Source organism: Halomonas mongoliensis (assembly GCF_052496345.1).
In genome coordinates this window covers 2,135,440-2,160,330 of record NZ_CP199288.1, presented here as the reverse complement: position 1 = coordinate 2,160,330, position 24,891 = coordinate 2,135,440, and the positions used below count along the sequence as shown (strand labels likewise).

At 69.3% G+C, this 24,891-nt stretch carries 26 protein-coding genes; 12 read left to right on the top strand and 14 right to left on the bottom strand.

Features of this window, described 5'->3' with window-relative positions; genetic code table 11:
* Positions 1-334 precede the first annotated feature (334 nt).
* The 5 genes from dapC (at position 335) to ACRYRV_RS10225 (ending at position 4,574) form a co-directional block, all read left to right on the top strand.
* Positions 335-1,561 carry a succinyldiaminopimelate transaminase gene (gene dapC / locus ACRYRV_RS10245; RefSeq protein WP_444985226.1) on the top strand — a complete coding sequence of 409 codons (1,227 nt, stop codon included), beginning with the start codon at positions 335-337 and terminating at the stop codon, positions 1,559-1,561.
* A complete protein-coding gene (locus tag ACRYRV_RS10240; protein WP_253446115.1) occupies positions 1,561-1,905 on the top strand; it encodes an arsenate reductase in 345 nt (114 codons plus the stop codon). Before dapC ends, ACRYRV_RS10240 begins: the two co-directional genes overlap by 1 nt.
* Before the next feature lie 75 nt (positions 1,906-1,980).
* Positions 1,981-3,006: a 2,3,4,5-tetrahydropyridine-2,6-dicarboxylate N-succinyltransferase gene (gene dapD, locus ACRYRV_RS10235; RefSeq protein WP_253446118.1), complete on the top strand. Its 1,026-nt coding sequence runs from the start codon at positions 1,981-1,983 to the stop codon at positions 3,004-3,006.
* Complete coding sequence (dapE, locus tag ACRYRV_RS10230; protein WP_444985227.1) at positions 2,993-4,165, top strand: succinyl-diaminopimelate desuccinylase; 1,173 nt, start codon at positions 2,993-2,995, stop codon at positions 4,163-4,165. The genes dapD and dapE overlap by 14 nt, the downstream gene beginning before the upstream one ends.
* Positions 4,166-4,172: 7 nt before the next feature.
* Positions 4,173-4,574, top strand: a complete 402-nt coding sequence (locus tag ACRYRV_RS10225; protein ID WP_253446125.1) for a hypothetical protein — start codon at positions 4,173-4,175, stop codon at positions 4,572-4,574.
* A gap of 91 nt (positions 4,575-4,665) precedes the next feature.
* On the opposite strand, the gene ACRYRV_RS10220 is transcribed toward ACRYRV_RS10225, so the two are convergent.
* Positions 4,666-5,130, bottom strand: a complete 465-nt coding sequence (locus tag ACRYRV_RS10220; RefSeq protein ID WP_299316609.1) for a cold-shock protein — start codon at positions 5,128-5,130, stop codon at positions 4,666-4,668.
* 95 nt (positions 5,131-5,225) lie between these two features.
* Here ACRYRV_RS10220 and ACRYRV_RS10215 point away from each other — a divergent pair, with 95 nt between their 5' ends.
* Entirely contained in the window at positions 5,226-5,471 is a 246-nt protein-coding gene (locus ACRYRV_RS10215) for a SlyX family protein (RefSeq protein WP_253446128.1), read from the top strand.
* 3 nt (positions 5,472-5,474) lie between these two features.
* On the opposite strand, the gene trxB is transcribed toward ACRYRV_RS10215, so the two are convergent.
* Together trxB and ACRYRV_RS10205 are read right to left on the bottom strand one after the other, a co-directional pair.
* Positions 5,475-6,425 (bottom strand): thioredoxin-disulfide reductase, encoded by a 951-nt coding sequence (gene trxB / locus ACRYRV_RS10210; RefSeq protein ID WP_444985228.1) that lies wholly within the window; start codon positions 6,423-6,425, stop codon positions 5,475-5,477.
* A gap of 150 nt (positions 6,426-6,575) precedes the next feature.
* The gene (locus tag ACRYRV_RS10205) at positions 6,576-6,785 is read right to left on the bottom strand and encodes a CPXCG motif-containing cysteine-rich protein (protein ID WP_299316607.1); all 210 of its coding nucleotides are present in this window, start codon (positions 6,783-6,785) and stop codon (positions 6,576-6,578) included.
* Between the two features lie 204 nt (positions 6,786-6,989).
* Between ACRYRV_RS10205 and acnA the strand changes: the two genes are divergently transcribed.
* Complete coding sequence (gene acnA, locus ACRYRV_RS10200) at positions 6,990-9,737, top strand: aconitate hydratase AcnA (RefSeq protein WP_444985229.1); 2,748 nt, start codon at positions 6,990-6,992, stop codon at positions 9,735-9,737.
* Between the two features lie 103 nt (positions 9,738-9,840).
* On the opposite strand, the gene ACRYRV_RS10195 is transcribed toward acnA, so the two are convergent.
* The 11 genes from ACRYRV_RS10195 to radC all read right to left on the bottom strand — a co-directional run bounded on the left by ACRYRV_RS10195 (position 9,841) and on the right by radC (position 19,804).
* Positions 9,841-11,517 carry an NAD-dependent malic enzyme gene (locus ACRYRV_RS10195; protein WP_444985230.1) on the bottom strand — a complete coding sequence of 559 codons (1,677 nt, stop codon included), beginning with the start codon at positions 11,515-11,517 and terminating at the stop codon, positions 9,841-9,843.
* A 144-nt stretch (positions 11,518-11,661) separates the two neighbouring features.
* Positions 11,662-12,870 carry a YeeE/YedE family protein gene (locus ACRYRV_RS10190; protein WP_309636026.1) on the bottom strand — a complete coding sequence of 403 codons (1,209 nt, stop codon included), beginning with the start codon at positions 12,868-12,870 and terminating at the stop codon, positions 11,662-11,664.
* Positions 12,871-13,072: 202 nt separating this feature from the next.
* Positions 13,073-14,098, bottom strand: a complete 1,026-nt coding sequence (locus ACRYRV_RS10185) for a tryptophan--tRNA ligase (protein WP_444985231.1) — start codon at positions 14,096-14,098, stop codon at positions 13,073-13,075.
* A 56-nt stretch (positions 14,099-14,154) separates the two neighbouring features.
* Positions 14,155-15,276 (bottom strand): alanine dehydrogenase, encoded by a 1,122-nt coding sequence (gene ald, locus ACRYRV_RS10180; RefSeq protein ID WP_444985232.1) that lies wholly within the window; start codon positions 15,274-15,276, stop codon positions 14,155-14,157.
* A gap of 105 nt (positions 15,277-15,381) precedes the next feature.
* The gene (locus ACRYRV_RS10175; protein ID WP_253446152.1) at positions 15,382-15,816 is read right to left on the bottom strand and encodes an acyl-CoA thioesterase; all 435 of its coding nucleotides are present in this window, start codon (positions 15,814-15,816) and stop codon (positions 15,382-15,384) included.
* 32 nt (positions 15,817-15,848) lie between these two features.
* The gene (locus tag ACRYRV_RS10170) at positions 15,849-16,166 is read right to left on the bottom strand and encodes a putative signal transducing protein (protein ID WP_253446154.1); all 318 of its coding nucleotides are present in this window, start codon (positions 16,164-16,166) and stop codon (positions 15,849-15,851) included.
* A 2-nt stretch (positions 16,167-16,168) separates the two neighbouring features.
* Positions 16,169-17,362, bottom strand: a complete 1,194-nt coding sequence (locus ACRYRV_RS10165; protein ID WP_444985234.1) for a class I SAM-dependent rRNA methyltransferase — start codon at positions 17,360-17,362, stop codon at positions 16,169-16,171.
* Between the two features lie 16 nt (positions 17,363-17,378).
* Positions 17,379-18,224, bottom strand: a complete 846-nt coding sequence (gene mutM / locus ACRYRV_RS10160; protein ID WP_309636029.1) for a bifunctional DNA-formamidopyrimidine glycosylase/DNA-(apurinic or apyrimidinic site) lyase — start codon at positions 18,222-18,224, stop codon at positions 17,379-17,381.
* A gap of 129 nt (positions 18,225-18,353) precedes the next feature.
* Positions 18,354-18,509 carry a 50S ribosomal protein L33 gene (rpmG, locus tag ACRYRV_RS10155; RefSeq protein WP_086509014.1) on the bottom strand — a complete coding sequence of 52 codons (156 nt, stop codon included), beginning with the start codon at positions 18,507-18,509 and terminating at the stop codon, positions 18,354-18,356.
* Positions 18,510-18,536: 27 nt separating this feature from the next.
* Positions 18,537-18,773: a 50S ribosomal protein L28 gene (gene rpmB, locus ACRYRV_RS10150; RefSeq protein ID WP_253446163.1), complete on the bottom strand. Its 237-nt coding sequence runs from the start codon at positions 18,771-18,773 to the stop codon at positions 18,537-18,539.
* 356 nt (positions 18,774-19,129) lie between these two features.
* On the bottom strand, positions 19,130-19,804 hold the full coding sequence (gene radC / locus ACRYRV_RS10145; RefSeq protein WP_253446166.1) for a RadC family protein: 675 nt from the start codon (positions 19,802-19,804) through the stop codon (positions 19,130-19,132).
* A 132-nt stretch (positions 19,805-19,936) separates the two neighbouring features.
* Between radC and coaBC the strand changes: the two genes are divergently transcribed.
* The 5 genes from coaBC to slmA all read left to right on the top strand — a co-directional run bounded on the left by coaBC (position 19,937) and on the right by slmA (position 24,848).
* Positions 19,937-21,217 carry a bifunctional phosphopantothenoylcysteine decarboxylase/phosphopantothenate--cysteine ligase CoaBC gene (coaBC, locus tag ACRYRV_RS10140; protein ID WP_444985237.1) on the top strand — a complete coding sequence of 427 codons (1,281 nt, stop codon included), beginning with the start codon at positions 19,937-19,939 and terminating at the stop codon, positions 21,215-21,217.
* A gap of 95 nt (positions 21,218-21,312) precedes the next feature.
* The gene (dut, locus tag ACRYRV_RS10135; protein WP_444985238.1) at positions 21,313-21,780 is read left to right on the top strand and encodes a dUTP diphosphatase; all 468 of its coding nucleotides are present in this window, start codon (positions 21,313-21,315) and stop codon (positions 21,778-21,780) included.
* Positions 21,781-21,817: 37 nt separating this feature from the next.
* Positions 21,818-23,212: a phosphomannomutase/phosphoglucomutase gene (locus ACRYRV_RS10130; protein WP_444985239.1), complete on the top strand. Its 1,395-nt coding sequence runs from the start codon at positions 21,818-21,820 to the stop codon at positions 23,210-23,212.
* A 38-nt stretch (positions 23,213-23,250) separates the two neighbouring features.
* Positions 23,251-24,159, top strand: a complete 909-nt coding sequence (gene argB / locus ACRYRV_RS10125) for an acetylglutamate kinase (RefSeq protein WP_444985241.1) — start codon at positions 23,251-23,253, stop codon at positions 24,157-24,159.
* A gap of 77 nt (positions 24,160-24,236) precedes the next feature.
* Entirely contained in the window at positions 24,237-24,848 is a 612-nt protein-coding gene (gene slmA / locus ACRYRV_RS10120) for a nucleoid occlusion factor SlmA (protein WP_309636033.1), read from the top strand.
* The last annotated feature ends 43 nt before the right edge of the window (positions 24,849-24,891 follow it).

The window sequence follows — 24,891 nt, the reverse complement described above, 5'->3', positions numbered from 1 at the left end:
CGAGGAGCGCCGGGGATGGGGCGAAGAGGGGGTCCTATTCCAGGGGTGAGGAGCATTGCTCCGAACGGGCTGGCCATGGATGGCCAGCACCGGACCTGCAAGCGGAGCAGGACGCGAGAGCGAAGCAGGGAATCGGTAGCGCCCAGGGAAGGGGTCAGAGCGCCCCCTCGAAGGCCCGTCGCCGGATCAGCTCCAAGCGGCCAGGCAGGCAGGCGCTGCGTTTGAGGCATTCTCCCGCCTTCCCTATAATCAAGCCCCTTCCGACCACGTCTCACGACAACGACTCACATAACGACGCCCGAGGCCACGGCCGGCGAGGCGCGCCTGGACAGCCATGAACCCCGATCTCGACGCCCTCAAGCCCTACCCCTTCGAGAAGCTCGCCGCCCTCAAGGCCGGCGTGACGCCCCCCGAGGGGCTGGCCCACGTGCCGCTGACCATCGGTGAGCCCCAGCACGCCCCCTACCCCACGGCGCTGGCCACCCTGGTCGAGCACCAGGCCGAGTTCGCCCGCTACCCCGCCACCGCCGGGCTTCCCGAGCTGCGCCAGGCGATCGCCGGCTGGGCGACGCGACGCTTCGGCCTGACGGGTCTCGACCCCGAGCGCCAGGTGCTGCCGGTCAACGGCACCCGGGAGGCGATCTTCGCCTTCGTCCAGGCGGCACTCGACCGCACCCGCCCCGCCCGGGTGGCGATGCCCAACCCCTTCTACCAGATCTACGAGGGCGCCACCCTGCTCGCCGGCGGCACGCCCCTCTATCTGGACTGCACCGCCGAGAACGGCTTTCGACCCGACGTCGACGCCGTGCCCGCCGAGACCTGGCGGGAGGTGCAGATCCTCTTCCTCTGCTCCCCGGGCAACCCCACCGGCGCGGTGACGCCCCTGGCCGAGTTCCAGAAGCTGATCCGGCTGGCCGACGAGCATGACTTCATCATCGCCTCGGACGAATGCTATTCGGAGCTCTACCTGGACGAGGCCGCCCCGCCGCCGGGGCTGCTCGAGGCCTGCGCGGCGCTCGGCCGCCACGACTACCGCCGCTGCCTGGTGTTCCACTCGCTCTCCAAGCGCTCCAACCTGCCGGGGCTGCGCTCCGGCTTCGTGGCCGGGGACGCCGAGCTGATCGCCCCCTTCAAGCGCTACCGCACCTACCACGGCTGCGCCATGGCCCTCCCCGTGCAGCGCGCCTCGATCACCGCCTGGAACGACGAGGCCCACGTACGCGCCAACCGCGACGCCTACCGCGAGAAGTTCGCCGCGGTGACCGAGATCCTCGCCCCGGTGATGGCGTTCCCCGCCCCGGAGGCGAGCTTCTACCTGTGGCCGGCGGTGCCCGGTGGCGACGACGAGGCCTTTACCCGGGCGCTCTTCGCCGAGGAGCACGTCAGCGTGTTGCCCGGTAGCTATATGGGTCGTCCCGCTGCCGACGACGGGATGGGCCGTCCCGCCGCCAACGGCACCAACCCCGGCAGCGGCCGGCTGCGCCTGGCGCTGGTGGCCGAGGTCGACGCCACGGTGGAGGCGGCTCGCCGCCTGCGCCGCTTTATCGAAAGGAGGCTGTGATGTTCACCCTGTACGGCATCAAGAACTGCGACACCTGCCGCAAGGCCCGCAAGGCGATGGACGGCACCGGCATCCCCTACCAGTTCCACGACCTGCGCGAGGACGGCCTCTCCGCCGCCCTGCTCGAACACATCCTCGAGAAGGTGCCGGTGGTGGAGGCGCTCAACAAGCGCAGCACCACCTGGCGCAACCTCCCCGACGAGGAGAAGCAGGCGGTAGACGCCAACAAGGCCCGGGAGCTGCTGCTCGCCAACCCCACCCTGCTCAAGCGACCGCTGCTAGACACCGGCGACGAGATCCTCGTCGGCTACCGGGACGGCGACTATGACGCCCTGAGCGGCTAGGCCATCCGAACACGCGGCGGCCGCCCCGGCGGCACGCCTACCACCCGTATACGCCACCTCCACAAGGACACAGACATGCTCAGCTTTGCACTCGGTATCGGCACCCAGAACACCCAGGGCGACTGGCTGGAGATCTACTACCCGGCCCCGCTGCTCAACCCCGACGCCGGCCTGGTCAAGGCCGCCGCCAAGGCACTGGACGCCCCCGCCGGCAACGCCGCGGTGAGCTTCCTGCCCGAACAGTGCGCCGAGCTCGCCAGCGCCCTGCGCGACGCCGGCCACGCCGACCAGGCGGAGCTGGCCGAGGCCTTCGCCGCCAGCCAGCGCCCCCTGGTCGCCATGTTCCTGGAGAAGGACGACGCCCCCGAGACGGCCCCGGAGGTCTATCTCAAGCTGCACCTGCTCTCCCACCGCCTGGTCAAGCCCCATGGCCTGGACCTCACCGGCATGTTCGGCCTGCTGCGCAACGTGGCCTGGACCAGCGAGGGTCCCATCGACGTCCAGGAGCTCCCCGCCCGCCGCCTCAAGGCGCGCCTGGCCGGCCGCACCCTCTCCGTGGACTGCGTCGACAAGTTCCCGAAGATGACCGACTACGTGGTGCCCGGCGGCGTGCGCATCGGTGACACCGCCCGGGTGCGCCTGGGCGCCTACCTGGGCGAGGGCACCACCGTGATGCACGAGGGCTTCGTCAACTTCAATGCCGGCACCGAAGGTCCCGGCATGATCGAGGGCCGCATCTCCGCCGGCGTCATGGTCGGCAAGGGCTCGGATCTCGGCGGCGGCTGCTCCACCATGGGCACCCTCTCCGGCGGCGGCAACATCGTCATCAAGGTGGGCGAGGGCTGCCTGATCGGCGCCAACGCCGGCATCGGCATCCCCCTGGGTGACCGCTGCACCGTGGAGGCAGGCCTCTACCTCACCGCCGGCGCCAAGGTCACCCTGCTCGACGACCAGGGCCAGGAAGTCAGGACCGTGGCCGCCCGGGAGCTGGCCGGGCAGGACGACCTGCTGCTGCGCCGCAACTCCCAGAACGGCCGCATCGAGTGCCTGACCAACAAGAGCGCCATCGCGCTCAACGAGGCGCTGCATGCCCACAACTGATCCCGCCGGTCTATCCCCTACCCTGCAGCTCGCCTTCGAGCTGCTGCGCCGCCCCTCGGTGACGCCGGACGACCTGGGCTGCCAGGCGCTGATGATCGAGCGCCTGGAGGCGCTCGGTTTCCGCGTGGAGCGCCTGCCCTTCGGCGACGTGGAGAACTTCTGGGCCACCCGGGGCCACCACGGCCCCCTGCTGGCCTTCGCCGGCCATACCGACGTGGTGCCGAGCGGCCCCCACACCCGCTGGGACTTCCCCCCCTTCGAGCCCTGCATCGACGATGAGGGCATGCTGCGCGGCCGCGGCGCCGCCGACATGAAGGGGAGCCTGGCGGCCATGGTCACCGCGGTGGAGCGCTTCCTGGCGGCCCATCCGGACCACCACGGCCAGATCGGTTTCCTGATCACCTCCGACGAGGAGGGGCCCGCGGTGGACGGCACTCGCGCCGTGGTCGAGCACCTGCGCGAGCGTCACGAGCGCCTCGACTACTGCATCGTCGGCGAGCCCTCCTCCACCGCCCGGCTGGGCGACGTGATCAAGAACGGCCGGCGCGGCTCCCTGGGCGGCGTGCTGCACATCAAGGGGGTCCAGGGCCACGTGGCCTACCCCCACCTGGCACGCAACCCCATCCATCAGGCGATGCCGGCCCTGGACGCCCTGACCCGGGAGCACTGGGACGGCGGCAACGACTTCTTCCCCGCCACCAGCTTCCAGGTCTCGAACTTCCGCGCGGGCACCGGCGCCACCAACGTCATTCCCGGCGAGGTGGAGGTGGTCTTCAACTTCCGCTTCTCCACCGAGGTGACCCACGAGGAGCTCCGCGCTCGCACCGAGGCGATCCTCGACGCCCACGGCCTGGAGTACGAGCTGGACTGGACCCTCAACGGCGAGCCCTTCCTCACCGCCGAGGGTGAGCTGGTGGAGGCCGCCGTGCTCGGCGTGGAGCAGGTCACCGGGCACCGTCCGGAGCTGTCGACCAGCGGTGGCACCTCGGATGGCCGCTTTATCGCCACCCTGGGCAGCCAGGTGGTGGAGCTGGGGCCCCTCAACGCCACCATCCATCAGGTCAACGAGCGCATCCGCGCCGCCGACCTGGATGAGCTGAGCCGGGTCTACGAGGCGATCCTCACCCACCTGTTCGTCAACGGCAGCGCCCGACCCTGAGGCATCCATGACCCCCGATAGCCAACCGCGCTACCCCGATATCGAGATCTACCTGGCCAAGGCCCCCATCGAAGGGGTGAGCGACTGGCTCGGCGCCGCCATCGGCGCCGAGCCCCTGGCCCCCGCCGGCAAGGGCAAGTGGCGCACCCGCGGCCACCACGAGGGGAGCGAGATCCCTGTGCTGCTGGTGGAGAAGGCCGCCGACGGCTACGCCAGCCTCTGGTTCGACAGCCCCGCCACCCCCTGGGAGAGCGACGCCGCCTGCGCCCGGTCTGCCGCCGCCAGGCTCGGCTGCGAGGTGCGCTGCTCCCTGGGCGGCTGGCAGCCCGGCGACGATCCGGACCGCTTCCTCCAGGTGCTGCCCGACGGCAGCGAGGAAGAGCTCCACTGGCCCGACTCGGGCCACTGAGCGGCCATTCCGCACCCCGCAGGCCTCGTAACGACAGCGCCCCGCACGAAGGCGGGGCGCTGTTATCAGGACCGACGGCAGGCGACGAAGATCAGGTGATCACCGTCACATCATCGGCCTGAAGCCCTCTTTCATTTTCGATGATGTGATAGCGGACCTTCTGCCCCTCGGCCAGGGTGCGATGGCCGCGGCCGCGGATGGCGCGGAAGTGGACGAAGACATCCTCACCGCTGTCGCGGGTGATGAAGCCGTAGCCCTTGTTGACGTTGAACCACTTCACCTCGCCGATCTCGCGATCGTCGTTCTCGACCTCGGCCAGGTTGACCAGCTGCGGGGTGAGCACGTTGACTGCCAGGGTGGCGAGAAGCAGCAGCAGGAAGACCGCCAGGGCGGCGGCGGCATAGACCACGGCGACGCCGCCGATCTCGAGGCTCGCGAACAGCGCCTCGGCAAGCTCCCCGCCGGCGAGGTGAACAAAGAGGGCGATCAACAGGGGCGCGGGGGCGGCCAGCAGCAGGCTGACCAGGGTGCAGCGAAACATGACCTTTCGATTCATGGACTCGAATGACTCTCTTGTTGGTGGATACTGGACGATAACGTTCTGGAGGTGGTGCCACGATGAACGGTGACACGCAACGAAGTGATTCTAACATGGGCGCCGATCGGGCGTCCCTCGACCTGATGGCGCGCCTGGAGGCGCTGGAGAGCCGTATCGCCTACCAGGAGCACTGGCTGGACACCCTGGACCAGGCGGTGGCCGCCCAGGAGCGGCGCCTGGCGACACTGGAGCGCATCAACGACCTGATGCAGGAGAAGATTCGCGAGCAGCAGCGGGCGCTGCAGGAGGGCGATGCGATGACACCTCGCCCCGAGGACGAGGTGCCGCCGCACTATTGAGCGTTACAGCTCGTCCAGGTAGCGCTCGGCGTCCAGGGCGGCCATGCAGCCGCTGCCGGCGGAGGTGATGGCCTGGCGGTAGACATGGTCCATGACGTCGCCGGCGGCGAAGACGCCCGGCACGCTGGTGGCGGTGGCGTTGCCCTCGAGGCCGGACTGCACCTTGATGTAGCCGCCGCTCATCGCAAGCTGCCCCTCGAAGATGCCGGTGTTGGGGCTGTGGCCGATGGCGATGAAGACGCCCGGCGCGGCCAGCTCCTTGGTCTCACCGGTCAGCGTGGACTTCAGGCGCACGCCGGTCACGCCGGTGTTGTCGCCCAGCACCTCCTCCAGGGTGTGGTTCCACTCCAGTACCACCTTGCCCTCCTCGGCCCGCTGGAAGAGCTTGTCCTGGAGGATCTTCTCGGCGCGCAGGCTGTCCCGGCGGTGCACCAGGGTCACCTTCGAGGCGATGTTGGAGAGATAGAGCGCCTCCTCCACGGCGGTGTTGCCGCCGCCTACCACCACCACCTCCTGGTTGCGGTAGAAGAAGCCGTCGCAGGTAGCGCAGGCGGAGACCCCCTGGCCCATGAACTTCTGCTCCGACTCGAGCCCCAGGTAGCGAGCGCTGGCACCGGTGGCGATGATCAGGGCGTCACAGGTGTAGGTGCCGTTGTCGCCCTTGAGGGTGAAGGGTCGGCTGCGCAGCTCCACCTCATGGATATGGTCGAAGAGCACCTCGGTGTCGAAGCGCTCGGCGTGACGCTTCATCCGCTCCATCAGCTCCGGCCCCTGCACGCCGGCATCATCGCCGGGCCAGTTGTCCACGTCGGTGGTGGTGGTCAGCTGGCCACCCGCCTGCATCCCGGTGATCAGCAGCGGCTTCAGGTTGGCGCGGGCCGCATAGACCGCGGCGGTATAGCCGGCCGGGCCCGAGCCCAGGATGATCAGGCGTTCGTGACGCACATCGCTCATGGAAGATACCTCGTGGATAGCGTTCAGGTTCTAAAGTGGCGCCATTGTACCAGTCGCGCCGGGATCCGGGCGCGGTTGAGCGGCTCCATAGCAAGGGGCTATCGAGATGGACACCGGGCCGCTGGGGTACCTTGCACTGACGCCGCGGGGCTACAGCACCTCGTCGTCGCGTCCCAGGGTCACGGTCAGCGCCTCCGGCTCGATGGGGTCGGCATCGATGCGCACCTGGATCGGCGCGCAGCAGACGTGGCAGTCCTCCCAGGTGAGCTGGCTGCCCTGGGAGGCATCCAGCAGCAGGTCGAAGGGGGCATCGCAGTAGGGGCAGCGTACCCGGCGCGGGCTCAGTGACTCTTCGTGCATGGAGACTCCCCGGCCGTCGCCGGCCTGTCACGGGATGGTGGCATCCTGGAACCGAAAGTCCCGGTCCGTTGCCTTTGAAGATGGTGGCCCGGCGCCGCCGTTTCAAGCGTTCCCCCGGGCAGCGGTTGAAAACGCCGCCTATCATGACCATGTCCCAAGAATACCAGGATGGTTCGTTCACTCTCTCCGATGAGGAGGACACCGATGAGCACCGACGCGACCCCCGATACCCTCAAGGCCCTCGAGGTGGGCGGCAGGACCTATCACTACTACAGCCTGCCCGAGGCCGCCCAGGCGCTGGGCAGCATCGAGCGGCTGCCCAAGACCCTCAAGATCCTGCTGGAGAACCAGCTGCGCTTCGCCGATGACGAGAGCGTCGCCCGGGAGGACATGCAGGCGCTGGTAGACTGGCAGAAGGAGGCCCGCTCCGACCGCGAGATCGGCTACCGCCCGGCCCGGGTGCTGATGCAGGACTTCACCGGGGTGCCCGGGGTGGTGGACCTCGCCTCCATGCGCGCCGCGGTGGAGTCACTGGGCGAGGACCCCGCCCGCATCAACCCGCTCTCCCCGGTGGACCTGGTCATCGACCACTCGGTGATGGTCGACAAGTTCGGCAACGCCACGGCCTTCCGGGACAACGTCGCCATCGAGATGGAGCGCAACCGCGAACGCTACGAGTTCCTGCGCTGGGGCCAGCAGGCCTTCGACAACTTCCGGGTGGTGCCGCCCGGCACCGGCATCTGCCACCAGGTCAACCTGGAGTACCTGGGCCAGACGGTCTGGACCAAGGAGGAGGACGGCAAGACCTTCGCCTATCCCGACACCCTGGTGGGCACCGACTCCCACACCACCATGATCAACGGCCTGGGCGTACTGGGCTGGGGCGTGGGCGGCATCGAGGCCGAGGCCGCCATGCTCGGCCAGCCGGTCTCCATGCTGATTCCCGAGGTGATCGGCTTCAAGCTCACCGGCAAGCTGCGCGAGGGCATCACCGCCACGGACCTGGTGCTCACGGTGACCGAGATGCTGCGCAAGAAGGGCGTGGTAGGCAAGTTCGTGGAGTTCTACGGCGACGGCCTCAAGGACCTGCCCCTGGCCGACCGCGCCACCATCGCCAACATGGCCCCGGAGTACGGCGCCACCTGCGGCTTCTTCCCGGTGGACGACGAGACCCTCAACTACCTGCGCCTGACCGGCCGCGACGACGGCCAGGTGGCCCTGGTGGAGGCCTACAGCAAGACCCAGGGGCTGTGGCGCGAGCCCGGTGACGAGCCGGTGTTCAGCGACACCCTGGCACTCGACATGGGCGAGGTGGAGGCCAGCCTGGCCGGCCCCAAGCGCCCCCAGGACCGGGTGGCCCTCAAGGACATGCAGGCGGCCTTCCAGAAGGTCATGGCCGACGACGGCAAGCCGGTCACCTCCTCCGAGGAGAAGGGCCGGCTGTTTTCCGAAGGCGGCCAGACCGCGGTCGGCGTCGAGGAGAGCTACGAGCACCATGACAGTCAAGCGGTGGACCTCGACGGCGAGGCCTTCCGCCTCGACCCCGGCGCCGTGGTGATCGCCGCCATCACCTCCTGCACCAATACCTCCAACCCCAGCGTGATGATGGCCGCCGGCCTGCTGGCCCGGAAGGCCCGCGAGAAAGGCCTGACCACCAAGCCCTGGGTCAAGACCTCCCTCGCCCCCGGCTCCAAGGTGGTCACCGACTACCTCGCCGCCGCTGGCCTCAACGAGGACCTCGACGCCCTGGGCTTCCAGCTGGTGGGCTACGGCTGCACCACTTGCATCGGCAACTCCGGCCCCCTGCCCGAGGCCATCGAGAAGGCGATCGAGGACGCCGACCTCACCGTGGCCTCGGTGCTCTCCGGCAACCGCAACTTCGAAGGCCGGGTCCACCCCCTGGTCAAGACCAACTGGCTCGCCTCACCGCCCCTGGTGGTGGCCTATGCGCTGGCCGGCAATGTGCGCTGCGACCTGACGACGGACCCCATCGGCATCGGCAGCGACGGCGAGCCCGTCACCCTCAGGGACATCTGGCCGAGTCAGGCGGAGATCGCCGAGGCGGTGGCCCGGGTCAACACCGGGATGTTCTCCAAGGAGTACGCCGAGGTGTTCGACGGCGACGACGCCTGGAAGGCCATCGAGGTGCCCGAGAGCAAGGTCTACGAGTGGTCGGAGGATTCCACCTATATCCAGCACCCGCCCTTCTTCGAGGGCATGGGGCGGACGCCCGACGCCATCGAGGATGTTCAGGAGGCGCGCATCCTGGCGATGCTCGGCGACTCGGTAACCACCGACCATATCTCGCCGGCCGGCAGCATCAAGCCGGACAGCCCCGCCGGGCGCTACCTGCAGGAGCGCGGCATCAAGCCGGTGGACTTCAACTCCTACGGCTCCCGGCGCGGCAACCACGAGATCATGATGCGCGGTACCTTCGCCAACGTGCGCATCAGAAACGAGATGCTCGACGGCGTGGTCGGCGGCGAGACCCGCCACGTGCCCTCCGGTGAGCAGATGGCGATCTACGACGCCGCCATGCGCTATCAGGAGGAGGGCACGCCGCTGGTGGTGATCGCCGGCAAGGAGTATGGCACCGGCTCCAGCCGCGACTGGGCCGCCAAGGGCACCCGGCTGCTCGGCGTGCGCGCGGTGATCGCCGAATCCTACGAGCGCATCCACCGCTCCAACCTGATCGGCATGGGCGTGGTGCCGCTGCAGTTCCCCGAGGGGGAGAGCCGCCAGACCCTGGGCCTGACCGGCGACGAGCAGATCTCCATCGCGGGGCTCGCCGAGCTTACCCCGGGCGGCAAGGTGAAGGTGACGGTCAAGAGCGACAAGGGCGAGAAGCACTTCGAGGCGCTCTGCCGCATCGATACCGCCAACGAGCTGGAGTACTACCGCCACGGCGGCATCCTGCACTATGTGCTGCGCCGTATGATTGGGGCCGCCTAGGTAGTCGTCTGGCCTGCCGCGAAAGGCACCGAAAGGCACCGAAAGGCGAAAGGCCCTGCCGGGATACCCCGCCAGGGCCTTTTTCAATTCAGTGGATAGTGCGTCAGAAGGAGCGGCGGCGGTAGGTGCGATACGCCGGCGTCCAGCAGTTGCGCTCGATGGAGGCACGCAGCTTGAGGCCGTCGGTCTTCAGCGCCACGCCCTCCCCCTGGGCCTGGGCGGCCACATCGAAGGCGATCGCCTTGGAGAGCTCACGTATCCGGGTCAGCGGCGGCAGCAGCGCCCCCTCCCCCTCCTTGACGATGGGCGCCTCCCGGGCCAGCGCCCGGGAGGCCGCCATCAGCATGTCGTCGGTGACCCGCCGCGCCTCGGCCGCCACCACCCCCAGACCGATGCCGGGGAAGATATAGGCGTTGTTGCACTGGGCGATGGGGTAGCTGCGCCCCCCATGCTCCACCGGCGGGAAGGGGCTGCCGGTGGCCACCAGGGCCGCACCGTCGGTCCAGCGGATCACGTCCTCGGGCAGCGCCTCCGCCTGGGAGGTGGGGTTGGAGAGCGGCATGATCACCGGCGTTTCACAGCCCGCATGCATGGTGCGCACCACCTCCTCGGTGAAGATGCCCGGCCGCCCGCAGACCCCGATCAGCACCGTGGGCTGAATCCGGCGAATCGTCTCCACCAGGCCCTGGCCCTGCCAACCCTCGGTAAGGGCCGGGTCGTGGGCCAGGCGCGCCTGGAAGTCCCGCAGCCAGGTCTGGTCCGAGGTCACCAGCCCCTCCCGGTCCACCATGAAGATCCGCGCCCGGGCCTCCTTCTCGGTGAGCCCCTCGGCCTGCATGGCCACCACCACCTGCTCGGCGATGCCGCAGCCGGCGGAGCCCGCCCCCACGAAGACCACACGCTGCTGGCCGATGCCCTCCTCGCGGGCCTGGCAGGCCGCCATCAGGGTGCCCACCACCACCGCCGCCGTGCCCTGGACGTCGTCGTTGAAGCAGCAGAGTTCGTTACGATAGCGCTCGAGCAGCGGCACGGCGTTGGCCTGGGCGAAGTCCTCGAACTGCAGCAGCACCTCGGGCCAGCGGCGCTTCACCGCCGTGATGAAGGTGTCGATGAACTCATCGTACTCCTCCTGGGAGATACGCGGATGGCGCCAGCCCATGTACATGGGGTCATCCAGCAGCGCCTGGTTGTTGGTGCCCACGTCGAGCATGATCGGCAGCGTATAGGCGGGGCTGATGCCGCCGCAGGCGGTGTAGAGCGCCAGCTTGCCGATGGGGATGCCCATGCCGCCGATGCCCTGGTCGCCCAGGCCCAGGATGCGCTCACCGTCGGTGACCACGATCACCTTCACCTGCCCCTTGGTGGCGCTGCGCAGGATGTCGTCCATGCGGTGGCGATCCGGATAGGCGATAAAGAGGCCGCGGTGGTTGCGGTAGATATTGGAGAACTCCTGGCACGCCTTGCCCACGGTGGGCGTGTAGATGATCGGCAGCATCTCCTCCAGGTGCTCGGAGACCATGCGGAAGTAGAGGGTCTCATTGTCATCCTGGATGGCGCGCAGGTAGATGTGCTTGTCCAGGTCGGTCTGGCACTGCTGGTACTGGCGGTAGGCCCGCTCGAGCTGCTCCTCGATGGACTCCACGCACTGGGGCAGCAGCCCGATCAGGTTGAACTCGATGCGCTCCTCCTGGGTGAAGGCGCTGCCCTTGTTGAGCAGCGGCATCTCCAGCAGCGGAGGGCCGGCATAGGGAATATAGAGAGGGCGCTTGTCGGTGGTCATCTCTGCTCTCGGTTGCGGTAACTGGAACGGGCCGTTGGCGCTCTGACGGCGCCTCGTCAGCACTCTACCATGCCCGAAACGACCGCGCCCCGGCCGAGGCCGGGGCGCAGTTCACGGGGCGTGTCCGCCAGGCGCGGGGCGGGCTCAGCAGCCCTTGGCCACCGGCTGGCGGCCCGCCTCGCCCTCGAAGAAGAGGGGCCGCAGGCGCACACCGAGCATGTTGCCGGCGAAGGCGGCGATGAGCCACACCCAGCCGTGCAGGCTGCCGGAGGCGATGCCCCCGAAGTAGGCGCCGATATTGCAGCCGAAGGCCAGGCGGGCGCCGTAGCCGAGCATGATGCCGCCGATCACCGCCGCCAGCACCGACTTGGCCGGGATGCGGAAGTTGGGAGCGAAGCGCCCGGCCAGGGAGGCCGCCACCAGGGCGCCGACCATGATGCCGACGTTCATCACCGTGGTGATATCGCTCCACACGCTGGCCTGCAGGGCCGCGGCGTTGCCCGGCGCCTGCCAGTAGCCCCAGCCAGTCACGTCGCCGCCCAGGAATTCGAAGCCCTTGGCGCCCCACAGGGCGAAGGCGCCAGTAACGCCCCAGGGGCGGCCGGCCAGGGCCAGGGTGGCGTAGTTGAGCAGGGCCAGGGCCACGGCGCCGAACAGCAGCGGCCAGGGGCCGGTGAGCCAGCGGCGGTTGCCGGCGTCGATGCGGGGCGTCTGCTCCAGCTGGCCATGGCGGCGCTTCTCCATCACCAGGGTGAAGGCGGCGATGGCGGCGAAGAGCGCCAGGCTCACCGCGATGCCGCCGCCCACGCCGGCAGTCTGCACCAGGGAGACCGGCTGCAGGGCGGGCAGGCTCTGCCACCAGGCGAAGTGGGCGGTGCCGATCACCGAGCCCACCACGAAGAACAGCAGGGTGATCAGCATGCGGGCGTTGCCGCCGCCGGCGGTGAAGAGGGTGCCGGAGGCGCAGCCGCCGCCCAGCTGCATGCCGATGCCGAACAGGAAGGCGCCGAAGATCACCGAGACACCTACAGGGGCCACATAGCCACTCACCTCGGTGCCGAACAGGGTGCCGGCCCCCAGGGCGGGGAAGAAGAGCAGCACGGCGATGGCCAGCATCACCATCTGGGCGCGCAGGCCGCGGCCGCGGCGCTCGGTGATAAAGACCCGCCAGGCGGCGGTGAAGCCGAAGGCGGCATGGTAGAGCACCATGCCCAGCAGGCCGCCGATCACCATCAGGGCGCCGATACGGGCGCCGAAGGCGGCCCCCACGGCCAGGGCCCCCAGCAGCAGGGCGCCGGTGGCCACCGCGGGCACGGAAAGTCGGGAGCGTCGGGTCAGGGCGAGTTCACTCATGGCAGGCTCTCTCGAAGTCGGTCAGGGGGCTCTGGGGCCCCATAGAGCGAGCATGCTAATCATCTAAGCAAAGAACATAAAGAAATTTAAAAGAAAATATTAATAACCTTATAGAATATAAAAGAAACCTGATCCACCCGCCATCGCCTCGACACGAAGAAGGGGCCGAAAGGCCCCTTCCGGTCTCGCCGCGGGCATCGCCCTAGACGAAGCGGCCCAGCCCTACCGCCTGGCGCAGGCGATCCATGGTCGGCGCCGCCTCTTCCCGGGCGCGTTCGGCGCCCTTCTTCAGCACCGCCTCGATATGGCCCGGGTCCTCCAGCAGCGCCTGGTAGCGCTCGCGGGGCTCGCGCAGCTGCTCGTTGAGGGTCTCGAAGAGACGATTCTTGGCCTCGCCCCAGCCGATGCCGTTCTCGTACTCGGTGCGCATGGCGGCGGTCTCCTCCGCCGTGGCGAAGGCGGAGTAGATCTGGAAGAGGGTGCAGGTCTCGGGGTCCTTGGGCTCGCCGGGCTCCAGGGAGTTGGTCTTGATCTTGCGCACCAGCTTCAGGAGCTTCTTCTCGGGGGCGAAGAGCGGGATGGTGTTGTTGTAGCTCTTGGACATCTTGCGGCCGTCCAGGCCGTTGAGCACCGCCACGTTATCGTCGACCACCGCCTCGGGCTGGGTGAAGTAGTCGCCCTTGAAGAGGTGGTTGAAACGCCCGGCGATATCCCGGGCCATCTCGATATGCTGGATCTGGTCGCGGCCCACCGGCACCCGGTTGGCGTTGAACATCAGGATATCGGCGGCCATCAGCACCGGGTAGCCGAACAGGCCCATGGTGACGCCCTTGTCGGGGTCCTGGTTGCCGGCGGCCTCGTTCTCCGCTACCGCCGCCTTGTAGGCGTGGGCGCGGTTCATCAGCCCCTTGGCGCAGACGCAGGAGAGCATCCAGGTCAGCTCCGGGATCTCGGGGATATCGGACTGCTGGTAGAAGATGGCGTTGTCGGTATCCAGCCCCAGGGCCAGCCAGGTGGCGGCGATCTCCAGGCGCGACTCCTGGACGCGCCCGGGCTCCTGGCACTTGATCAGCGCATGCAGGTCGGCGAGGAAGTAGTAGGACTGCACGGTCGGGTCCTGGCTCGCCTCGATGGCGGGCTTGATGGCGCCGACGTAGTTGCCCAGGTGGGGAGTACCGGTGGTGGTGATGCCGGTGAGAACGCGGGTCTTCTCGGAAGCTGCACTCATGAGGAAAACGGACTCTGCTGTTCGTAAATGGCGGCTATGGTAACGCGCGCTCCCCATCAAGGCGACCGGAGCAGCGCCTGGGGCTCGGCCGCCTCGAGGCCGAAGGCCTCGGCCACCGCCCGATAGGCGACCTGGCCTGCATGCACGTTGAGGCCGGCCAGGAAGTGGGGGTCGTCGGCCAGGGCCTGCCGCCAGCCCTTGTCGGCCAGGGCGATCACGAACGGCAGGGTGGCGTTGGTGAGCGCCTGGGTAGAGGTGCGGGCCACGGCGCCGGGCATGTTGGCCACACCATAGTGGACGATGCCGTCGACCACATAGGTAGGGTCGGCGTGGGTGGTGGGACGGCTGGTCTCGAAACAGCCCCCCTGGTCGATGGCCACGTCGAGCAGCACGCTGCCGGGCCTCATCTCCGCCAGCATCGCCCGGGTCACCAGCCGGGGAGCGGCGGCCCCTGGCACCAGCACCGCGCCGATCACCAGGTCGGACTCGCGCACCGTCGCCTCGATGGCATCGGCGGTGGCGAAGAGCGTCCGCATGCGCCCCTGATAGCGGTCATCCAGGACCTCCAGGCGCGGTATCGACTTGTCGAGCACCGTCACCTCGGCGCCCAGGCCCAGCGCCATGCGAGCGGCGTTCTCCCCTACCACGCCGCCGCCGATCACCGCGACCCGGGCCGGCGGCACCCCGGGCACCCCGGGCAGCAGCACGCCGGAACCGCCCTGGGCCTTCTCCAGGCCGTGAGCGCCGGCCTGGATCGCCATGCGCCCGGCCACGGTGCTCATGGGCGCCAGCAGCGGCAGGCCGCCCTGGCGGTCGGTGACGGTCTCGTAGGCAATAGCGGTGGCACCGCTTGCCATCAACCCCCGGGTCAGGGCCTCGTCGGCGGCCAGGTGCAGGTAGGTAAAGAGCGTCTGGCCGGAGCCCGGGCGCGCAAGCTCCTCGGGCTGGGGCTCCTTGACCTTGAGGATCAGCTCGGCACTCTCCCACACCGCCGCTGCATCGGCCGCGACCCGGGCACCGGCCGCCTCATAGGCGGCATCGTCGAAGCCTGCCCCCTCGCCGGCCCCGGCCTGCACCGTGACCGAATGGCCACGACCAACCAGCTCCCGCGCCCCGGCGGGGGTCAAGGCGACGCGGTACTCGTGGGTCTTGATCTCACGGGGAACGGCGATCTGCATGGTGGCTCCTTTGCCTGGCGTGTCCTGGCCCTCCATTACACCACAGCCCGGCTCGCCCTGTCGGCACGCTACTACACCACAGCCCGACTCGCCCTGTCGGCACGCTCACTCCACCACGGCGGCCTCGCCGTAGATTCGCCGGTACTCCTCGGGCAGGCGCCGCGGGCGACCGCTGGAGAGCTCGATGCAGGCGAAGCGGGTGCGGGCCTTGAGCAGGGTGCGGCCATCGGCGGGGCGGACCAGCTGGAAGCGGCGGGTCAGGGTCAGGCGGCTGTCGTCGGCGATGATCCAGGTGGCCAGGGCCAGGCGGTCCCCTTCGAAGGCCGGGGCCAGGTAGTCCAGCTCGTGGCGATGCACCGCCATGCCGCGATCCAGCTCCCGGTAGCGCTCGAGGGTCAGCCCCAGGGCGTCGGAGTGGGCCCAGCTCACCCGCTCGATCCAGCGCAGGTACTCGGCGTTGTTGGCATGGTCGTACTCGTCGATGGCCGAGGGCTCGACGACGAGCTCGATCACGAAGGGGTCGGGCAGGTCCCACGCCATGGCAGGCTCCTTTCGCATCAGGGGCTCGGCGCTCAGGGGCGGTGCGCCCCGCAGCTCCAGCAGGTGTCGAAGACGCCCTCCAGCGACTCGCCGCAGCCGGGACAGCGCCAGGCCGGCGCTTCGCTCTCCCCGGACAGGGCATCGCGAATCAGCGCCTCGGCCCGCTCGCGGTTGTGGGGTTTCACCCACACCTCGGGCTCGCACTCCCCCAGGGGCAGCTCGCCGGCGCCGCCGCCCAGGGTCATGTTGCGCAGCTCGCCCGGAATGCCCGCGGCCTCCAGCAGGTTGCGCACATGGCTGACCAGCAGCGCGTTGGAGTGGGCGAAGACGCGCACCGAGTCGCCGACCATGATCAGTCCCGGAAGACCCGCACGCCCAGGGCCTTGAGATAGCTGGTCTCCGGAATCGCCGGATGCACCGGGTGATCCGGTCCCTGGTGGCCCTGGAAGAGGATCTGGCCGTGGCGATCCTGGTGGCGCACCGCGCCGCGCACCGCGTCCACCAGCCGCTCCGGCGCCAGGTGCATGGAGCACGACGCCGACAGCAGCAGGCCGTCGCGGCCCAGCAGGCGCATCGCCTCGCGGTTGAGCTTGCCGTAGGCCCGCTCGCCGTTGGGGATGTCCTTGCGCTTCTTGATGAAGGCGGGCGGGTCGAGGATCACCACGTCGAACTCTTCGCCGTCGGCCTTGAGCGCCGCCAGCGCCTCGAAGGCATCGCCCTCGCCCACCGCCACCCGCTCGTGAAGGCCGTTCAGGGCGGCGTTCTCGGCCACCCGTTCGAGGGCCGCCGCGGAGGAATCCACGCAGAGCACCTCGCTGGCGCCGTGGGCGGCGGCCTGCACGCCCCAGCCGCCCACGTAGCTGAACAGGTCCAGCACCCGCTTGCCGGCCACGTACTGGTTGAGCCAGGCGCGGTTGATGCGGTGGTCGTAGAACCAGCCGGTCTTCTGGCCGTCGAGCACCGGGGCGGCGAAGCGCACGCCGTTCTCCTCCAGCAGCACCGGGTCTGCCACCTCGCCCTTGACCACCTCGACGTAGCGCTCGAGACCCTCTTGGCGGCGGCCGCTGGTGTCGTTGCGCAGCACCACCGTGGTCGGCGAGAGCACCTTGTCCAGGGCGTCGAGCAGCTCGGGCAGCACCGCCTGCATGCCGGCGGTATTGAGCTGCACCACCAGGGTGTCGGCGAAGCGGTCGATCACCAGGCCCGGCAGCAGGTCGCCCTCGCCGTGCACCAGGCGGTAGTAGGGGGCGGCGAAGAGGCGCTGGCGCAGGGCCAGGGCCTGGTTGAGCCGGTGCACCAGCAGCGAGCGGTCGAGCCCCTGCTTGGGCTCCCGGGAGACCAGCCGCGCGCAGATCAGCGAGTTGGGGTTGACGTAGGCCACCCCCAGCGCCTTGCCGTTGGCGGCCTCCACCACCACCTGCTGGCCAGGCTCGAGGCCCTTGAGCGGGGTGGCGCCGGTGTCGATCTCGTTGGAGTAGAGCCACAGGTGGCCGGCCTTGAGGCGACGGTCGGCGTGCTTCTTCAGGCGCAGGGAGGACAGGGTCATGGAAATCTCTCGCAAATCAGGTCTGGCAGTGGGGGCAGTAGACGCTGGCCCGCTGCCCGAGGGTGACGAGGCGCAGCTCGGCGCCGCACTGCCGGCAGGGCTCGCCGTGACGGCCGTAGACGTTGAGGCGCTGCTTGAAGTAGCCCGGCTCGCCGGTACCGCTGACGAAGTCGCGCAGGGTGGTGCCGCCCTGGGTGATGGCCGCGGCCAGCACTTCCCGGGCGGCGGCGGCCAGGCGGTCATAGCGCTCGCGGCTGATGCGCCCGGCGGCGCGGCGCGGGTCGATGCCGGCCATGAAGAGCGCCTCGCTGGCGTAGATGTTGCCCACCCCCACCACCACGGCGTTATCCATCAGGAAGGGCTTTACCGCCACCCGGCGACCGCGGGAGAGCGCGAACAGGCGCTCGCCGTCGAAGGCGTCCGACAGGGGCTCCGGGCCAAGGCGCGCCAGGCGCGGGTCCTGCTCGGGGCTGCCGGCCAGCCAGTCGACAAAGCCGAAGCGGCGCGGGTCGTGGTAGCGCAGGATGGCGCCACCCTCGAGCACCAGGTCGATGTGGTCGTGCTTCTTCGGCAGCTCGCCGAGGCGGGCGATACGCAGGCTGCCGGACATGCCCAGGTGCCAGAGCAGGGTGCCGCCGGCCAGATGACCGCCAGCTGAGTCGCCGCCGGCGAGCGGCACCAGCAGGTACTTGGCGCGGCGGGCGAGCTCGCCGATGCGCGCGCCCACCAGGCGCTCCACCAGGTCTCCCGGCACCGGCACGCGCAGGCGCGGCTGGCGCACGATCACTTCACTGATCTCGCGCCCCTCCAGGTGGGGGGCAATACCGCGGCGGGTCGTCTCGACTTCGGGCAGCTCGGGCATGGCGGCGCTCGTTGGGCGGGGCTGTTGCGAAGGGCTCTGGCGAAGGCGGTCTACAAACGCCTGAACCCGGCTGACCAGGCAGCCGGGTTCAGAAGGACAGGTAGAACACCTGCGGAAGACGACCAAGGCTTACTTGATCTTGGCTTCCTTGTACATCACGTGCTTGCGGACGACCGGGTCAAACTTCTTGAACTCGAGCTTGTCCGGGGTGTTCCGCTTGTTCTTGTCGGTGGTGTAGAAGTGGCCGGTACCGGCACTGGACACCAGCTTGATCTTGTCACGCATGACTGCTGCTCCCTGAATGGATATCGCTTAGACGGCGTCGCCGCGCTTGCGGAGGTCGCTGAGCACCGCTTCGATGCCCTTCTTGTCGATGATGCGCATGCCCTTGGAGGAGACGCGCAGCTTGACGAAGCGATTCTCGGACTCGACCCAGAAACGATGGGTGTGCAGGTTCGGCAGGAACCGACGGCGGGTCTTGCGCTGGGAGTGTGAAACGTTGTTACCAGTCACCGGGCGCTTGCCGGTAACCTGACATACTTTTGACATTGGAGCCTCCAACCGCTGGCCAGGTGTTCGATGGCCGCAGCGATCGAACCCTGAGTGTTCAAAACCTGTCGGGCAAACCGGGAGATCCCGTGAAATTTGACCCAAGGGAATTCAAAGGCTGCACTTTATACCAGAGACCGCCTCGCCGGGCAAGCGTGAAGCGGAGATCCAGCAGGACCCAACAGGGGACGTAGTATGGCGCCGCAACAGGGGCGTGGCGCATGGGGCTTGGCGCACAGCGTCAGCCGGTGGCGGAAAGCATGCTTGCGACCCTGATTCCCGGGAGTCAGACCGACGTCAAACCCAGGAGCCGAGCGCAGCCGGGCGCGCATTTTATCAAAGCGCCCAATAAAGCGCTAGAGCCACCCCCGCTCGGCGAAGGAGACCACCTCGCCATCCCCCACCACGAAGTGATCCAGCACCCGGATCTCGAAGAGCCCCAGCGCCTCGCGCAGCCGATCGGTGATGCGCCGGTCGGCGTCCGAGGGCTCGGCCACCCCGGAGGGGTGGTTATGGGCGAAGATGATCGCCCCGGCCCCCAGCTCCAGGGCACGGCGGGCCACCTCCCGGGGGTAGACCGAGGCGCTGTCCAGGGTGCCCCGAAACAGCGACTCGTAGCGGATCACCCGATGCTGGCTGTCGAGAAAGAGGGCGGCAAACTCCTCGTGGCCCAGGTGGCGCAGCTGGGCGGCCAGGTAGCGGCGCACCAGGGTCGGCGAGGTGAGCGCCTCGCCCCGGGCCAGCTGGCTCGCCAGGTGGCGCCGGGAGAGCTCCAGGGTCGCCTGGAGCTGAACGTACTTGGCGCTGCCCATGCCCCGGGCGGCGCAGAAGCGCTCGCGATCGGCCTCCAGCAGCTGGCGCAGCCCGCCGAACTCCAGCAGCAGGTCCCGGGCGAGATCCACCGCCGAGCGCCCCTGAACCCCCACCCGCAGGAAGATCGCCAGCAGCTCCGCATCCGACAGCACCTCCGGCCCCAGCGCCAGCAGCTTCTCCCGGGGGCGCTCCCCCTCCGGCCAGTCCCTGATCGACATCTTCGGCTCCCTGCTCCGCCACCCGTCTGTTGACCAGTGTAGCCGCTGGCGGCTCGCAGGGTGCCTGCGCTACGCAAGGCTGGACGCCAGTGGTAAGGTAGGCGGCTGACAATCGCGCTCCGGACAACGCCCATGTCATCGCTTCCCGCCTCGTCACGCCCCGGCCACAAGGTGCTGCTCGGCATCAGCGCCGGCATCGCCGCCTACAAGAGCGCCATGCTCGCCCGCCTGCTCAAGCAGGCCGGCTGCGAGGTGCGCGTGGTGATGACCGAGGGTGCTCAGGCCTTTATTACCCCGCTCACCCTGCAGGCGCTGACCGGCGAGCCGGTACGCACCTCCCTGCTCGACCCCGAGGCCGAGGCCGGCATGGGGCATATCGAGCTCGCCCGCTGGGCCGATACCATCCTGATCGCCCCGGCCACCGCCGACCTGATGGCGCGGCTGGCCGCCGGCATGGCCGACGACCTGCTCACCACCCTCTGCCTGGCCAGCCAGTCGAGGAGGGTGATGGCGCCGGCCATGAACCAGGCCATGTGGTCCCACCCGGCGACGCAGCGCAACGCGGCCCGCCTGGCCGAGGATGGCTGGCGCCTTTTGGGGCCTGCGAGCGGCGACCAGGCCTGCGGCGACGTGGGCCCGGGCCGCATGCTGGAGCCCGAGGCGATCCTCGAGGCCCTGCTGGCGCTCTTCCAGGCGCCCGAAACCGCGCCGGCTGCTATCAAGGCGCCCGAAGCCGCGGGCCTGGCCGTGACCATTACCGCCGGCCCGACCCGGGAGCCCCTGGACCCGGTGCGCTACCTCTCCAACCACAGCTCCGGCAAGATGGGCTACGCCCTGGCCGAGGCCGCCGCCGAACTGGGCGCCCGGGTCACCCTGATCAGCGGCCCGGTCAGCCTGCCCTGCCCGGCGGGGGTCGAGCGCCTCGAGGTGGAGACGGCCGTGGAGATGCACGAGGCGGCCCAGCGCCTGGCGCCCGAAAGCGACCTCTTTATCGGCTGCGCCGCCGTGGCCGACTACCGCGCCGAGAGCGCCGCCGAGCACAAGATCAAGAAGGTGGAGGGCGAGGAGGAGCTCGTGCTGCGCCTGGTGAAGAACCCCGACATCATCGCCGCCGTGGCCGCCCTGCCGGCGGAGCACCGCCCCCTGGTGGTGGGCTTCGCCGCCGAGACCCGAGACCTCGCCACCTACGCCAGGGACAAGCTGGCCCGCAAGGGGCTCGACATGATCGTCGCCAACGACGTCTCCCGGGAGGGGCTCGGCTTCGGCAGCGACCACAACGCCGCCCTGCTGCTGTGGCGCAGCGGCGACGGCGGGGTCGATCAGGAGAGCCTCGACCCCCAGCCCAAGCGCGAGATGGCCGGCGCCGTGATCCGCCGGGCGCTGGCCTGCCTGGCCCGGCCGCCGAGCCGCTGAAGGCCCCGAGCTGACGCAAGCCGCCCCCGCGGGCCGGCCTGCGTCAGCCCCGACTCATCCAGCCCCTCTCTCAGGCATACCCAGCAGGAAGACCGATGCCCCGACCCGACACCAAGCCGCGCCTGGCCGTGAAGCTCCTCGACGAGCGCCTGCGCGACCACCTGCCCCGCTACGCCACCGACGGCTCCGCCGGCATGGACCTGCGCGCCCTGCTCGACGCCCCCCTCACCCTGGCCCCCGGCCAGTGCGAGCTGGTGCGCACCGGGCTCGCCATCCATATCGCCGACCCCGGCCTCGCCGGCATGATCCTGCCCCGCTCGGGGCTGGGCCACAAGCACGGCATCGTGCTCGGCAACCTGGTCGGCCTGATCGACTCCGACTACCAGGGCGAGCTGATGATCTCGGTGTGGAACCGCAGCCAGCGCGACTTCACCCTCGAGCCCTTCGAACGCCTCGCCCAGTACGTGCTGGTCCCGGTGATGCAGGCCGAGCTCGAACTGGTCGACGACTTCGACACCAGCCTCCGCGGCGCCGGCGGCTTCGGCAGCTCCGGCCGCCACTGACGCCTCTGACGCTACAAGGACAAGGAAAGGACACCCCATGACAGCCGAACGCCAGACCGTTCCCGCCTCCATCTTCCGCGCCTATGACATTCGCGGCATCGTCGACGACACCCTCACCGAAGCGAGCGTCGAGGCGATCGGCCGCGCCATCGGCAGCGAGGCCGCCGCCCGCGGCGAGTCCACCGTGGTGGTGGCCCGGGACGGCCGCCTCTCGGGCCCCCGCCTCAAGGATGCCCTGGTGCGCGGCCTGACCGCCGCCGGCCGCGACGTCATCGACGTCGGCATGGTGCCCACGCCGGTGCTCTACTTCGCCACCCACGCCCTGGACGGCACCGCCTCCGGCGTCATGGTCACCGGCAGCCACAACCCGCCGGACTACAACGGCTTCAAGATCGTGCTCGGCGGCGAGACCCTCTCCGGCGAGGCGATCACCGCCCTGCACACCCGCATCACCACGGGCGACCTGGCCGAGGGCGCCGGCAGCGTGCGCGAGGTGGACGTGCGCAGCGCCTACCTGGCGCGGATACTGGCCGACGTGCGCCTGGCCCGCCCCCTCAAGGCGGTGGTGGACTGCGGCAACGGCGTGGCCGGCGAGCTGGGCCCGCAGCTGATCGAGAAGCTCGGCGTCGAGACGCTCCCGCTCTTCGCCGAGATCGACGGCACCTTCCCCAACCACCACCCGGACCCGGGCAAGCCGGAGAACCTCCAGGACCTGATCCGGGCGGTGCAGGAGAGCGGCGCCGATATCGGCCTGGCCTTCGACGGTGACGGCGACCGCCTGGGGGTGATCACCCCCGCCGGCCGGATGATCTACCCAGACCACCTGATGATGGCCTTCGCCGAGGACATGCTCGAGCGCAACCCGGGCGCGAAGGTGATCTTCGACGTCAAGTGCACCGGCAACCTGGCCCGGGTGATCGATGAGGCCGGCGGGGAGCCCGAGATGTGGCGAACCGGCCACTCCCTGATCAAGGCGCGCATGAAGGAGACCGGCGCGCAGTTGGCCGGCGAGATGAGCGGGCATATCTTCTTCAAGGAGCGCTGGTACGGCTTCGACGACGGCCTCTACGGTGCCGCTCGCCTGCTGGAGATCCTCTCCCGCCAGGAGGAGGACGCCGACGCCTTCTTCGACCGCTACCCCCAGGACATCGGCACCCCGGAGATCAACGTCACCGTCACCGACGAGACCAAGTTCGACCTGGTGGCCCGCCTGGCCCGGGAGGGCGACTTCGGCGAGGAGGGGGTGAAGACCACCCTGGACGGCATCCGCGTCGACTACCCGGACGGCTGGGGCCTGTGCCGCGCCTCCAACACCACGCCGGTGCTGGTGCTGCGCTTCGAGGGCAAGAGCGAGGCGGCGCTGGCGCGCATCAAGGCGCAGTTCACCGCCGCCCTGGCCAAGGTGGCCCCGGAGCTGGACCTGGCGCTGTAGCCCCACACTAGCTGGACAGAACACAAGGAAGGATGGACATGACCGAACAGACCCGCGACCCCCGCCTGGTGGTAGAGGTACTCTCCGAGGCGCTGCCCTATATCCAGCGCTTCACCGGCAAGACCGTGGTGGTGAAGTACGGCGGCAACGCCATGACCGAGGACACCCTGATCGACTCCTTCGCGCGCAACATCGTGCTGATGAAGGAGGTGGGCATCAACCCGGTGGTGGTGCACGGCGGCGGCCCGCAGATCGGCGACCTGCTCAAGAAGCTCAACATCGAGTCGCGCTTCGTCAACGGCATGCGGGTGACCGACGCCGAGACCATGGACGTGGTGGAGATGGTGCTGGGCGGCCTGGTCAACAAGGGCATCGTCAACCTGATCAACCAGTGCGGCGGCAAGGCGATCGGCCTGACCGGCAAGGACGGCAGCCAGATCCGCGCCCGCCAGCTCAAGGTGGAGCACCAGACCCCGGAGATGACCGTCCCCGAGATCATCGACATCGGCCACGTGGGCGAGGTGGAGCATATCTCCACCGACCTGATCGAGATGCTCGCCGAGCGCGACTTCATTCCGGTGATCGCCCCCATCGGCGTGGATGCCGAGGGCCACAGCTACAACATCAACGCCGACCTGGTGGCCGGCAAGGTGGCCGAGGCCCTCTGTGCCGAGAAGCTGATGCTGCTGACCAACGTGGCCGGCCTGATGAACGCCGAGGGCGAGGTGCTGACCGGGCTGACCACCGCCCAGGTGGACGAGCTCATCGCCGACGGCACCATCCACGGCGGCATGCTGCCCAAGATCCGCTGCGCCCTGGAGGCGGTGAAGGGCGGCGTGAAGAGCGCCCATATCATCGACGGCCGGGTCCCCCACGCCACCCTGCTGGAGATCTTCACCAACGCCGGGGTGGGCACCCTGATCACCGACGCCAGCCAGCAGGACTGACGCCTCCCGCTGCGGCCTTTGCGTCGCGGCGGGCACCCGACTAGCATGGGTCGACCATTAGAAAAGAAAAGAACACTATGACGCAGGCAACCCCACCCCCCAGCCGTCGCGAGCAGATCCTGCAGGCGCTGGCCCTGATGCTGGAGGAGGACAGCGGCAAGCGCATCACCATCGCCGCCCTGGCGAAGCAGGTCGGCGTCTCCGAGGCCGCCCTCTACCGCCACTTTCCCAGCAAGGCGCGCATGTTCGAGGGGCTCATCGAGTTCATCGAGGAGACGCTCTTCGCGCGGATCACCCGCATCCTGGAGGAGAGCCCCGAGGCGCTGCCCCGCTGCGGGGCGCTGCTCACCCTGCTGCTCGCCTTCGCCGAGAAGAACCCGGGGCTCTCCCGGCTGCTCGACGGCGGCGTTCTCACCGGCGAAACGGCGCGGCTGCGGGTGCGCATCCACCAGCTCTTCGAACGGCTCGAGACCCAGCTCAAGCAGATCCTGCGCGAGGCCGAGCTCCGCGAGGGGCGCCGCCCCAACCTGCCCGCCCCCGCCGCCGCCAACCTGCTGCTGGCCGCCGCCGAGGGGCGCATCAGCCAGTACGTGAGAAGCGACTTCCAGCGCCGCCCCACCGAGCACTGGGAGGACCAGTGGGCGCTGCTCTCGACGCAGCTGCTCAGGGAGGCGCCGCAGACGGCGTAGCCGGAACCGGATTGCAGAAACGTCGCAGGCGCCCGATCTATCG